This is a genomic window from Streptomyces luteogriseus (assembly GCF_014205055.1).
Taxonomy (GTDB): Bacteria; Actinomycetota; Actinomycetes; order Streptomycetales; family Streptomycetaceae; genus Streptomyces; species Streptomyces luteogriseus.
This window is the reverse complement of sequence record NZ_JACHMS010000001.1, coordinates 4,408,642-4,420,286: the sequence shown is the minus strand read 5'-3', so window position 1 is coordinate 4,420,286 and position 11,645 is coordinate 4,408,642. Positions and strand designations below refer to the sequence as shown.

Genomic DNA, 11,645 nt, shown 5'->3' with positions numbered 1-11,645 from the left:
CGCTTCCGTTCACCGAACGCAGCCGCTCGTCAACTGCCCGTTCTCGCGGGCGAGTTGCTCCCCGAGCGCAGCAGCAGCGGCCCCAGCCCGCCCCGCTCGGCGAACTCCGCGACGGCCGTGTACGCCGCCGGATTCCCACGTGTCGGCTCCCGGGGCGTCTCACACGTCCCCGGCTCGTCCTCCGCCTCCACGGCGCACGTCATCCGCACGTTCCGGTCGCCAGGACCCATCAGGCTCAGTACGGCGTCCAGCGCCTCGCCCGTCGCATTGCGGTAGTAGGTCCGCGCCCAGGTACGCGCACCCTGCGTCACCACACAGGTCTGCGCCTCGATGCCGTCGGGGGAGGAGAGTTCGGGGCCGCAGCGCACGGCGGTCGACAGCCCCTGGCCGAGCACCGGGAGAGCGGCGACGGCGGGGGGCGCCGAGGCCCCCGGCGCCTTGCCGTCGGCGCGCGGGGAGGGCCGTAGGGCACCGGAACCGGACGGGCGGGCGCCGGCGCCCGTCGAACCCTCGGCCCCCTTGGAGCCCACAACGTCTTCGGCACCCACGGCGCCCCTGGACCCTGCGGACCCGACAGACCCCGCGGACCCGACGGACCCTGCGGACGCCACCGCCAGCGGCAGTGCGATCGCGCATGCCGCCACGACGCCCGCGAGGGCGAGGAGTCTGGTCTTCCGGGAGTCCCGGGAGGGACCCCGGGCGTGTCGCCGCATGGTTCCGGAACTTAACGCGCCGGGGCGGACGCGGGGCCCGGCGCGCCCGACAGCCCTAGAACTCGGGCGCGCTCACACCCGTACGAGTGAGGGCTTCGACCACGGCGTCGACCACGGCCTCGACATCGGGCACCCACGGGGAGGCCGAGCCGGGCAGCGGCGCACGCTCCCAGCGGATCTCGCCCTGACCGGTCTCGGACGGGGGCAGGGCCAGGTAGCCGCCCTCACTGTGGAAGCGGAGGGAGCCGGGCACGAAGTCCTTGGCGTAGAGCAGTTCGCCGAGCTGCTCCATGGAGTACGGCTTGACGAGGATCGCCCAGCGGGCGGGCGAGGCGACGACCGGGCCGAGCCGCATGCCCATCTGGTCGAGCGCCGTGAGGGCGCGGGCGGCCGGCAGGGCCGGCAGGGACACCGCGCAGGGGGCGTGGCCGCCGGTGGCCAGGACGATCGGCGCCGTCGGCCGGTTGCCCCACCACCAGCGCACCATGCGCCCGTCGGTGGTGGCCGCGAGAAGGCCGGGGTCGAAGGGGTGCGCGCCGGGCACCGTGCAGTCGGGGTCGGGGCAGCTGCAGCGGGAGTGCCCCTGCGGGTCCGCCGCCACTCCCGGGAGTACGGGCCACCGCCACTGCGTCGCATAGGTCAGAGCCGCGTCGATCAGCTCAGGCTTCCCGTCGCTGCGCTGGGACAAGAGCCTGCGTCGCCTTCCGAGGATCTCGCGCATGAGCGCTCGTTCCTTTCCGTTGCACGCCTGGCAACACCGTGGTCCACATCACATCATGTGTCGATCACTTCACTGTGCGTACCTGTTGGCGCATCACACCCCTGCTTGAAGCAAGGGGAACCCCTGTGGGTGGTGCTTCGGGCTGCCTCCGCGGCCGTCCCGCCCATACTGCGTCTGTCGAAAGCACGGGCGTGGCGTAGGGGTGGCGAAGTATGGCGTTTGCCGTCGCGCGTATTTCTCTCCGCCTCCGCCACGGGAGGATGGGGCACGGTCGTCGGTGGATAGGACGCCCGGTTCCCTCACCAGGTTCCGGGTGGTTCCCAACCACCCCTGGCCTTTACCGAGTACGTACCCATCACGACCGTTGTGACGCTCCGTCGAGCAAGCCCAGTCGACCGCAATAAGCCGTCCCCTGAGGCAGTTTTAAGCCAACTTTGCATTTCCGCAAGAGGAAGGGGAGTTGTTCTCTCGGCCCTCATGGACACCAGATATCCCAGCAGGACAATGCTGGACATCTCCTCACGAGTGCGTGTACATGTGGAGACACTGCTAGCGACGCAGAATGACATGGGGGTTTGCGATGCTTTTGAGCAGTACGTACCGGTTGGAAGGCCGGACGCCATGAACGCTCCGCACCCTCCGAAAGTGGCTGGAATCGATTCAACGGTTCCGGCACCCGCACACACTGTCGCGCCCGTGGCGGCGGGTTCGCCCGCGGCCGCCCCCGTACCTCCCCCGGCCCCTCCCGGTGCGGTGCTCCAGGACCGTCTCGCCGGCTGGGTCTCCGACCTCACCACCCTGCACGAACTCACCGAACGCCTGGCCCGCACGGCCACGCTCGACGAGGCGCTCCAGGAACTGCTGCGGGCCGGCGCCGCCCTGGTGGGCGCCCGGCGCGGCCTCGTCGTCCTGGAACCGGGCGACGGACTCGGCCCGGACACCACCCTCGGCCTGGGCCTCGCCCGCGCCGATCTCGGCCACATCGAGACGGTGCCCCGCAGCGCCCTGTCCTACGGCCGGATCCTCGAAGGGCTGCAGAGCGGCGAGGGCGGCATCGCCGTGCCCGACCTGTTCGCGGAGGAGGGGCTCGACCCCCGCCACCGCGAGGTCGCGGTCCGCCTCGGCTACGCCGCCAGCTACGCCCTCCCCCTGACCGCCGACGCCGCCGGCCGCCTCGGCGCCGCCGTCTGGCTCTACGACGAGCCCGCCGAACCGGGCGAGCGGCAGCGCCACCTCGCCGGCCTCTACGCGCGGTACGCCGCCGAGCACCTGGCCCGGCTCCTCGAACTGGAACGCACGCGCACGTCCATGACCACGATGTCCGACGAGCTGCTGCCCGCGCGGCTGCCCCGGGTCGCCGGCGTCCAGCTCGCCGCCCGGCACCGCACCGGCCCGCGCGGCGGCGGCGACTGGTACGACGCGCTGCCGCTGCCCGAGGCCGCCCTCGGCCTCGCCGTGGGATCCGTCACCGGCTCGGGTCCCAGCGCGGTCGCCGCGATGGGACGCCTGCGGGCGTCGCTGCGCGCGTACGCCGTGATGGAGGGGGAGGACCCGGTCGCCGTCCTGTCCGACCTCGAACTGCTGCTGCGGCTGACCGAGCCGGCCCGCTCGGCCACCGCCCTGTTCGGCTACTGCGAACCGGCCGCACGCAAGATCACGCTGGCCGGTGCCGGGCACAGCCCGCCGCTGCTGATCGGACAGCGCCGCACCGAGTTCGTCGAGACGTCCGTCTCGGCCCCGCTGGGCATGCTCGCCTGCTGGGAGGCGCCCAGCGTGGAGATCCTCGCCGAACCCGGAGAGACGGTTCTGCTGTACACCGATGGGCTGCTGCACCGTACCGGCGAGGCCACCGACCGCGCCTTCGCCCGGCTGCACGCGGCGGCGGCCTCAGTGCCCCGGGCCCTGCGCGGCGACCCCGGCGCGATCGCCGACCACGTCCTGCGGAGCGTGCTGCCGGACGGGCTGGACGCGGCGGAGGGCGCGGAGGACGTCGTCCTGCTTGCGGTGCGGTTCGAGTAACGCTCCTCGTCATCGCCCTGAGGCCGCTTCCGCGCCGCCGTACAGTGGAGGACGGTCCAGTGCCGTATCGAGGAGGATGACCGTGGCCGAGGAGCTCATCCCGGAGACCCCGGACGAGAGCGAAGAGCCGATCAAGCAGCGGAAGAACGGACTGTACCCGGGCGTGTCCGACGAGCTTGCCGAGAACATGAAGAGCGGTTGGGCCGACACCGAGCTGCGCGACCTCGAGCCCGTCCCCCAGGCCGCCGAGACCGCCGCCCGCCGGGCCGCGCTCTCCGCGCGCTTCCCGGGTGAGCGTCTGGTGATCCCCGCGGGCAACCTGAAGACCCGCTCGAACGACACCGAGTACGCCTTCCGCGCCTCCGTCGAGTACGCCTACCTCACCGGCAACCAGACGGAGGACGGCGTCCTGGTCCTGGAGCCCCAGGGCGAGGGCCACGAGGCGACGATCTACCTCCTGCCGCGTTCCGACCGGGAGAACGGCGAGTTCTGGCTGGACGGCCAGGGCGAGCTGTGGGTCGGCCGCCGGCACTCCCTCACCGAGGCCGGGACGCTGTACGGCATCCCCGCCTCCGACGTGCGCGAGCTGGCCGGTGCCCTGCGCGAGGCCACCGGGCCGGTACGGGTCGTGCGCGGCTACGACGCCGGCATCGAGGCGGCCCTGACCGACAAGGTCACCGCCGAGCGCGACGAGGAGCTTCGGGTCTTCCTCTCCGAGGCGCGCCTGGTCAAGGACGACTTCGAGATCGGCGAGCTGCAGAAGGCGGTCGACTCGACCGTGCGCGGCTTCGAGGACGTGGTGAAGGTCCTCGACAAGGCCGAGGCGACCTCCGAGCGGTACATCGAGGGCACGTTCTTCCTCCGCGCGCGCGTGGAGGGCAACGACGTCGGCTACGGCACGATCGCCGCGGCCGGGCCGCACGCCTGCACGCTGCACTGGGTGCGCAACGACGGAGCGGTCCGCTCCGGCGAGCTGCTGCTGCTCGACGCGGGCGTGGAGACGCACACGTATTACACGGCCGACGTGACGCGCACGCTGCCGATCAACGGACGGTTCAGCGATCTTCAGCGCAAGATCTACGACGCCGTGTACGAGGCGCAGGAGGCCGGGATCGCGGCCGTGAAGCCCGGCGCGAAGTACCGCGACTTCCACGACGCCGCGCAGCGGGTGCTGGCCGAGAAGCTGGTCGAGTGGGGGCTCGTCGAGGGCCCGGTGGAGCGGGTGCTGGAGCTCGGGCTGCAGCGGCGCTGGACGCTGCACGGGACCGGGCACATGCTCGGCATGGACGTGCACGACTGCGCTGCCGCGCGGGTCGAGGCGTATGTGGACGGTGTCCTCGAGCCGGGGATGTGCCTGACCGTGGAGCCCGGGCTGTACTTCCAGGCCGATGACCTCACCGTTCCCGAGGAGTACCGGGGCGTCGGGGTGCGGATCGAGGACGACATCCTCGTGACGGAGGACGGGAACCGGAATCTGAGTGCGGCGTTGCCTCGCCGGTCGGATGAGGTCGAGGCGTGGATGGCGTCGCTCAAGGGCTGAGTTTCGGGTGCGGGTGATCTGTGGCTCGTCGCGCAGTTCTCCGCGCCCCTAAGAAATCAGGGCGTCCAAGAACAGGGCGCCGGTGAGGAGCGCCCCGCTGCCCCTGGGGGCCCATGCGTGGGACGCCAGGTTCGTGTCCAGGGCTGTCAGCGCTGCCGCGCCCCGCTCCGTCGACGTACCGCCCGCCTCCAGCACACCGCGCGCTCCCGCCTGGACCTGCCGCAGGCCCATCGGCCCCGCCGTGTAGAGCAGCTCCGTGTCCTGGAGCGTGGACATCACCGTGAGCAGGGCGTCCAGGCGGGCCTGGGGCTCGGTGGCGCCCTGGCTGCGGGCCGTGGTGAGGGCGGTCAGGGCGCGGCGGACGTGGGGGAAGCCGGCCCTGGCCTCTCCCCGCGCGCCGGCCGCGCCGTAGCGGGCCGACATCGTGGAGCCGCGCGAGGGGCGGCGCGGGGCTCGGCGGTCCGGGTGGGCGGCCAGCTGTCCGGCCAGGGTGGTGATGCCGGCCGGTCTGGCTTCCGGTCGCAGTGCGACCGCCGCCACCAGCAGGCCGAGTGTCCACAGGGCGCCTCGGTGGCCGCCGCCCGTCAACGCCACCGTGTGTTCCGTGGAGCGGCCGATCGCGCCCAGGTCCGTTCTGAGGCGGGCACTGGGCTCGCCCGTGCGGCGGGCCGTGGCGGCCATCGCCGTGAGGCCGGGGAGCAGTGCCCGGGCCGACCAGCGCAGGGCGCTGTGGTCGCGGCGGGTGGTCCGGGCCGTCAGGTCGCGCGGGTCGGGCAGGCCCGGCTTGGGTGCCAGGGCCAGCTGGCCGACCAGGGCGTCCACGGCGGACCGGGCGAGCGCCTCGTCCTCACGGTCGTCGCTGTGCTGCGTTCCCGTCATGGGACCGTGAATGTAGGGGCGCCACTCATGAGGGGCATGGGGCCCGGCTGTGGGCCCACTGTGAAACCCGGCCAGGGGTGTCCGACCGGTCGGTCAAGAAACAGCAGGTCAGCGGTAGTTGACGTATGAGATCATGGCCGACCTTGCCGGTCCGACTCGGGGAACAGGCGCGATCATTATGAAGAACGCTCAGACGGCGCTGACCATGCAGGACGCCATCCTCACCCTCCAGAAGTACTGGAGCGACAACGGCTGCATGATCACGCAGCCGCTGAACACCGAGGTCGGAGCCGGTACGGCCAACCCGGCCACGGCGCTGCGGGTGCTCGGACCCGAGCCGTGGAGCGTCGCCTACGTGGAGCCGAGCGTGCGGCCCGACGACTCGCGCTACGGCGAGAACCCCAACCGGCTCCAGACCCACACCCAGTTCCAGGTGATCCTCAAGCCCGACCCGGGCAACCCGCAGGAGCTCTACCTGGGCAGCCTCCGCGCCCTGGGCGTCGACCTGAACGCACACGACGTGCGGTTCGTCGAGGACAACTGGGCCTCGCCCGCCCTCGGTGCCTGGGGGCTGGGCTGGGAGGTCTGGCTGGACGGCATGGAGATCACGCAGTTCACGTACTTCCAGCAGGTCGGCGGTGTCGCCCTGGACCCGGTGTCGGTGGAGATCACGTACGGGCTCGAACGCATCCTGATGAACCTTCAGGGCGTGTCCCACTTCAAGGACATCGCGTACGCGCCGGGCATCACCTACGGCGAGGTGTTCGGGCAGAACGAGTACGAGATGAGCCGCTACTACCTCGACGACGCCGACATCGACACCAACCACCGGCTGTTCGAGTCGTACGCGGCCGAGGCCCGGCGTCTGCTGGACCTGGAGCTGCCGGTCCCCGCGTACACCTACGTGCTGAAGTGCAGCCACACCTTCAACGTGCTCGACGCGCGCGGTGCGATCAGCACCACCGAGCGGGCCAAGGCGTTCTCGCTGATGCGCGGCCTGACACACGAGACGGCCAAGCTGTGGGAGCGGCGGCGGGCCGCGCTGGAGCATCCGCTCGGGCTGGCGGCGGCGCCCGCTCCGGCCGAGCGGGCCACCCTGCCCAAGGTGCCCGGCGTCGAGACACTGCTCTTCGAGATCGGTGTGGAGGAGCTGCCCTACGCCGATGTCCCCGCGACCACCGAGGCGGTGCGCGAGTCGGTCACCGCCAAGCTCGCCGCGACCCGGCTGGGGCACGGCGCGATCAACGTGCTCGCCACCCCGCGCCGGATCGTGATCACCGTCGACGGTGTGCAGCCGCGTGAGCGGGACACCATGAAGACCGTGCGCGGGCCCAAGGTCGCCGCCGCCTTCAAGGACGGCGCTCCCACCCCCGCGTTGCTGGGCTTCGCCCGCAGCCAGGGCGCCGAACCGACGGACGTGCGGATCGTCGACGTCAACGGGGTCGAGTACGTGGCCCTGACCCGGCACGAGGAGGGCCGCCCGGCCGTCGAGGTGCTCAGCGATCTGCTCGCCGAGGTGGTCTCCGGGCTGCGGGCCGGGCGCAACATGCGCTGGAGCGATCCGGGGCTGTCGTTCTCGCGTCCCGTGCGCTGGCTGCTCGCGCTGCTGGGCCGTACTCCCCTGCCGGTGGTGGTCTCCTCGCTGTCCGCCGGCGACACCACGCGGGTGCAGCGGCAGGCCCCCTACCCGGAGGTACGGGTGACCTCCGCCGAGGGTTACCCGCACTTCCTGCACATGCACGGCATCCTGCTCGACCGGGACGCCCGGCGCGGTGCGGTCGTGCGCGGGGCACTGGAGGCCGCCGCCGAGGTGGGCGGGCGCATCGACGTGGCGGGCCAGGCCGGGCTGATCGACGAGATCACCGACATCCTGGAGTTCCCGTACGCCGTGCGGGGGTCGTTCGACGAGCGCTACCTCGAACTGCCCGCGAGCGTCCTGACCACCGTGATGCGCAAGCACCAGCGCTATCTGCCGGTGCTGGACGGCGAGCGGCTCATGCCGCACTTCGTGACCTTCGCCAACGCCCTGTGCGACGACGACGTGGTGCGGGCGGGCAACGAGGCGGTACTGCGGGCCCGTTACGAGGACGCCGCGTTCTTCTGGCGGGCGGACCTGAAGGTGGCGCCGGAGGAGTTCCGGCGGCGGCTGGACAAGCTGACCTTCGAGGACAGGCTGGGCACGGTCGCCGACCGAGCCGTCCGGCTCGCCTCCCTCGCCCAGGACCTGGCCGGGCGGGCCGGGCTCCCGGAGGAGTCGGTGGAGGTCGTGCGGCGGGCCGGTGCACTGGCCAAATTCGACCTGGCCTCGCAGATGGTGATCGAGTTCTCCGGTCTGGCCGGGGTCATGGCGGAGGAGTACGCCCGCCGGGCCGGCGAGTCACCGGAGGTCGCCCGGGCGCTGGCCGAGATGGAGCTGCCCCGGTCCGCCGGTGGCGCCCTGCCCGCCGGGGACGCGGGGGCCGTGCTGTCCCTGGCCGACCGGTTCGACCTGGTGACGGGCATGTTCCTGATCGGCGCCGCACCCACCGGGAGCTCCGACCCCTACGGGGTGCGCCGGGCCGCGATCGGGCTGCTCAACGTGCTGCGAAGTCTGCCCGCCGTGGCCGGGGTGCGGGTGAGCGAGGGGCTGCGCGCGGCGGCCGTACGGTATGCCGCGCAGGGCGTCGAGGTGCCCGCCGAGCGGGTCGCCGAGGCCGCCGAGCTCATCACCCGTCGCTATGAGCAGCAGCTCACGGACGCCGGGCACGAGCACCGGCTCGTCCAGGCCGTCCTGGTCTGGGCCGACCGGCCCGCCCATGGCGATCACACGCTGGCCACACTGGAGCGGCATGTCGGGAGCGAGGCGTTCGAGGCGCTCGCTGCCGCGTTCCAGCGGGTGGTGCGCATCCTGCCCGAGGGCGGTGTCGAGGCGGCGGACGTGTCGCTGCTGACCGCTCCCGCCGAACTGCGTCTGGTCGAGAGCGCGCAGGCCGTGCGCCAGGCGTTGCAGGGCCGCGAGGACGATCTGGGCGCGCTGATCGAGGTCTCCGCCCCGCTGGTCGACGCGATCGGCGTGTTCTTCGACGAGGTGCTGGTGATGGACCCCGACCCTGCGGTCCGGGCGGCACGGCTCGCGCTGCTGACGGAGGTGGCGGGGCTGGCACGTACGACGCTGGACTGGGGCGCGCTGTAGGGCGTCCGCCCGGTCGGGGGCGGGGATCCACACGGCCGGTCGGGCGGGGATCCGCACGGCCGGTCACCGGCGGGGATCCGCACGGCGACTCACCGGCGGTGTTTCACGCGGTCGGCCGCGGGCGGTGTTTCACGTGAAACACCGCCCCACAGGGGAGGTCAGACCGCCATCAGCGGTGCGCCGGAGCGCCACTTCAGGACCTTGTCGAAGCTCACCACGGCTCCGCCCCGGCCCGGCTTGTTGCCGATGTGGACGTGGTCGGCGAGCTCCTCGATGAGGCACAGCCCCCGGCCGTTCTCCGCGTCGTAGTGCGCGGGGCGGATCGGCGGGCGGGGCCGGCCGGCGGACGCCGCGGGGAACCCCGGGCCCGCGTCGGCGACCTCGATCCGGCACTTCTCGCCGTCGAGATACGCGGTGACCCGATACGCCTCCGAGCCGGGACCGCACTCCATGTCCCCGCCGTGCTCCACGGCGTTCGCGCACGCCTCGCTGAGGGCGACGGAGAGGTCGTAGGAGATGTCGGGGTCGACGCCCGCGGTCTCCATCGTGCCGATCAGCAGACGGCGGGCGAGCGGCACGCTCGCAGCTTCGCGCCGCAGATGGAGTGACCACCAGATGCTCATGCTCCAGCCTCCTGGCTGCGGCTCGACATACCGTTACGTATTGCCCTGAGTGCCCGTGTGTAAGCGTGAAGTTGACGTGACGCCGCCCATACGGCGGATGCGTACTGGTCCTGATCGGTGTATGCGGGGGCAAACATCGGCGCATCCAGGGGCGCGCGTGGCCAGAGCGTGACGTTCCGGTCGTTCGGCATCTTGTGGACCTGCCGCACGGGGCGTGCGGGGCCAGTGCGATGATGAGCCCGCCATGACTGCCCCCCACGCGCGCGCGACGCGCTCCGGACACACGCTCCGGATCCTGCGGGCCGCGGTGTTCGCCGCGGTCTGTGTCGTGCTGGCCGGGGCAGGTCACGCACTCGCCTCCTGCGACGGCATCCCGCTGTGGACGCTGGGCGCCGGGTTCCTCGGGGTGGCCGCTGTGGCGGCTCCGCTCGCCGGGCGCGTGCGCTCGCTGGCGGGGATCACGACGCTGCTCGCGGTCGGTCAGACGGCACTGCACACCCTGTTCGGCCTCGGCCAGCACGGTACGACCGCCGTCACGTCCTCGATGCCTGCGGGCGGGAGCGACGCCGCGCTGGTCCAGCAGGCCGCGCGGTTCGTGTGCGGCACCACGGCGGCTGCCATCAGCCCGGCGCAGGCCCACAGGATCCTCACCGAGGCCCGGATCCAGCCGTCCGCGGGGGCGCACACGCATCTGGCGTCGGACGCCGTGTCCGGCTCCTCGGCCTCGCTGTGGCCGTCTCTGCCGATGCTGCTCGGCCACGTCCTCGCGGCCCTCGCCGCCGGCTGGCTGATGCGCCACGGCGACCTGGCCCTGCTGCGGCTCACCGAACTGTCGGCGCAGGGAGTCTCCGAGGGGGCACTCGTGCGCTCCCTGCGGGCGGCACTCGCGCTGGTCCGCGCCCTGCGCACCGGGCTCCCGGGAGCCCCGGAGGCGCATCCGCGCCCGGCGCACACGGCCCGGCCCGCGCCTCTGATGCCACGCACCACAGCGCTCCAGCACTCGGTGATCCGGCGCGGCCCGCCGCTCGCCCCGGCTTCCGCAGCCGCCCTCGCCCTCGCCGCCTGACGCGACGCGACCACGACCACTCCGCTGATGCGGAGGAGGGGTCGCCGTCGTGCGGCACGCGCGTGGGCGCGCATCCTTCCTTCCTCATCCAGACCGACTCACAGCGGAGTGCTCCTTCCATGAAGGCTTCCCGAATCGTCGCGGCCGGTGCCGCCGCCGGTGTCACCGTTCTCGCCCTGTCCGCCCCCGCCTTCGCGCACGTCAGCGTGCAGCCCGAGGGCACGGCCGCCAAGGGCGGCTACGCGGTCATCGACTTCAAGGTCCCCAACGAGCGCGACGACGCCTCCACCACCAAGCTCGAGGTCAACTTCCCCACCGACCACCCGCTGGCCTCCGTCATGCCGGAGCCCATGCCGGGCTGGAAGATCGAGGTCACCAAGTCCAAGCTGGCCAAGCCGCTGGAGATGCACGGCGAGAAGATCACCGAGGCCGTCTCCAAGGTCACCTGGACCGCCGACGGCAAGGGGATCGAGCCCGGCTACTTCGAGAAGTTCCCGCTCTCCGTCGGCCAGCTGCCCGAGGACACCGACCAGCTGGCCTTCAAGGCCCTGCAGACGTACTCCAACAAGGAGGTCGTCCGCTGGATCGAGGTGCCGCAGGAAGGCAAGGACGAGCCCGACAACCCGGCCCCGGTCCTGGAGCTGTCCGCCGCCTCCGAGGACGGGCACCACGGCTCGGCGGCCGATGAGGGCTCCGACGCCAAGTCGGCCGAGAAGGCCTCCGCCGACACCGCCGCCTCCGACTCCTCCGGCGGCACCGACACCACCGCCCGCGTGCTGGGCATCGTCGGCATCGTGGTCGGTGCAGCGGGCGTCGCCTACGGCGTGCTCGCCGGGCGCCGGCGGTCCAACGCCTGAGGCTGCTTCCGTTGACGGCGCGCACCGGATCCCCGCCTCGCGCGGGGGCACCCCG

General features: G+C 72.4%; 9 protein-coding genes. 5 read left to right on the top strand and 4 right to left on the bottom strand.

Annotated elements, in window-relative coordinates:
• Positions 1–29 precede the first annotated feature (29 nt).
• Together BJ965_RS19390 and BJ965_RS19385 are read right to left on the bottom strand one after the other, a co-directional pair.
• Positions 30–713: a hypothetical protein gene (locus BJ965_RS19390; protein WP_184909810.1), complete on the bottom strand. Its 684-nt coding sequence runs from the start codon at positions 711–713 to the stop codon at positions 30–32.
• A gap of 55 nt (positions 714–768) precedes the next feature.
• The gene (locus BJ965_RS19385; RefSeq protein WP_184909809.1) at positions 769–1,434 is read right to left on the bottom strand and encodes a bifunctional DNA primase/polymerase; all 666 of its coding nucleotides are present in this window, start codon (positions 1,432–1,434) and stop codon (positions 769–771) included.
• A gap of 504 nt (positions 1,435–1,938) precedes the next feature.
• Between BJ965_RS19385 and BJ965_RS19380 the strand changes: the two genes are divergently transcribed.
• Both BJ965_RS19380 and BJ965_RS19375 read left to right on the top strand, forming a co-directional pair.
• On the top strand, positions 1,939–3,453 hold the full coding sequence (locus tag BJ965_RS19380; RefSeq protein ID WP_184917323.1) for a PP2C family protein-serine/threonine phosphatase: 1,515 nt from the start codon (positions 1,939–1,941) through the stop codon (positions 3,451–3,453).
• Between the two features lie 76 nt (positions 3,454–3,529).
• Complete coding sequence (locus BJ965_RS19375; protein ID WP_184909808.1) at positions 3,530–4,993, top strand: aminopeptidase P family protein; 1,464 nt, start codon at positions 3,530–3,532, stop codon at positions 4,991–4,993.
• 48 nt (positions 4,994–5,041) lie between these two features.
• Here the strand turns inward: BJ965_RS19375 and BJ965_RS19370 are convergent, their stop codons facing one another.
• Positions 5,042–5,872, bottom strand: coding sequence for a triphosphoribosyl-dephospho-CoA synthase (locus BJ965_RS19370; protein ID WP_184909807.1), 831 nt, complete (start codon positions 5,870–5,872; stop codon positions 5,042–5,044).
• Between the two features lie 178 nt (positions 5,873–6,050).
• Between BJ965_RS19370 and BJ965_RS19365 the strand changes: the two genes are divergently transcribed.
• Positions 6,051–9,044, top strand: coding sequence for a glycine--tRNA ligase (locus BJ965_RS19365; protein WP_184909806.1), 2,994 nt, complete (start codon positions 6,051–6,053; stop codon positions 9,042–9,044).
• A gap of 158 nt (positions 9,045–9,202) precedes the next feature.
• Here BJ965_RS19365 and BJ965_RS19360 read toward each other — a convergent pair whose 3' ends face one another.
• Positions 9,203–9,667: an ATP-binding protein gene (locus tag BJ965_RS19360; RefSeq protein WP_184909805.1), complete on the bottom strand. Its 465-nt coding sequence runs from the start codon at positions 9,665–9,667 to the stop codon at positions 9,203–9,205.
• A gap of 244 nt (positions 9,668–9,911) precedes the next feature.
• Here BJ965_RS19360 and BJ965_RS19355 point away from each other — a divergent pair, with 244 nt between their 5' ends.
• Both BJ965_RS19355 and BJ965_RS19350 read left to right on the top strand, forming a co-directional pair.
• A complete protein-coding gene (locus BJ965_RS19355) occupies positions 9,912–10,733 on the top strand; it encodes a hypothetical protein (protein ID WP_184909804.1) in 822 nt (273 codons plus the stop codon).
• A 119-nt stretch (positions 10,734–10,852) separates the two neighbouring features.
• A complete protein-coding gene (locus BJ965_RS19350) occupies positions 10,853–11,590 on the top strand; it encodes a YcnI family copper-binding membrane protein (RefSeq protein ID WP_184909803.1) in 738 nt (245 codons plus the stop codon).
• Positions 11,591–11,645 lie beyond the last annotated feature (55 nt).

Excerpts from the sequence above, each read along its gene's own strand:
- BJ965_RS19380 (WP_184917323.1), top strand. The coding sequence starts at position 1,939 with ATGCTGGACATCTCCTCACGAGTGCGTGTACATGTGGAGACACTGCTA.
- BJ965_RS19365 (WP_184909806.1), top strand. The coding sequence starts at position 6,051 with ATGAAGAACGCTCAGACGGCGCTGACCATGCAGGACGCCATCCTCACC.
- BJ965_RS19390 (WP_184909810.1), bottom strand. The coding sequence starts at position 713 with ATGCGGCGACACGCCCGGGGTCCCTCCCGGGACTCCCGGAAGACCAGA.
- BJ965_RS19360 (WP_184909805.1), bottom strand. The coding sequence starts at position 9,667 with ATGAGCATCTGGTGGTCACTCCATCTGCGGCGCGAAGCTGCGAGCGTG.
- BJ965_RS19375 (WP_184909808.1), top strand. The coding sequence starts at position 3,530 with ATGACCGTGGCCGAGGAGCTCATCCCGGAGACCCCGGACGAGAGCGAA.
- BJ965_RS19350 (WP_184909803.1), top strand. The coding sequence starts at position 10,853 with ATGAAGGCTTCCCGAATCGTCGCGGCCGGTGCCGCCGCCGGTGTCACC.
- BJ965_RS19370 (WP_184909807.1), bottom strand. The coding sequence starts at position 5,872 with ATGACGGGAACGCAGCACAGCGACGACCGTGAGGACGAGGCGCTCGCC.
- BJ965_RS19385 (WP_184909809.1), bottom strand. The coding sequence starts at position 1,434 with ATGCGCGAGATCCTCGGAAGGCGACGCAGGCTCTTGTCCCAGCGCAGC.
- BJ965_RS19355 (WP_184909804.1), top strand. The coding sequence starts at position 9,912 with ATGACTGCCCCCCACGCGCGCGCGACGCGCTCCGGACACACGCTCCGG.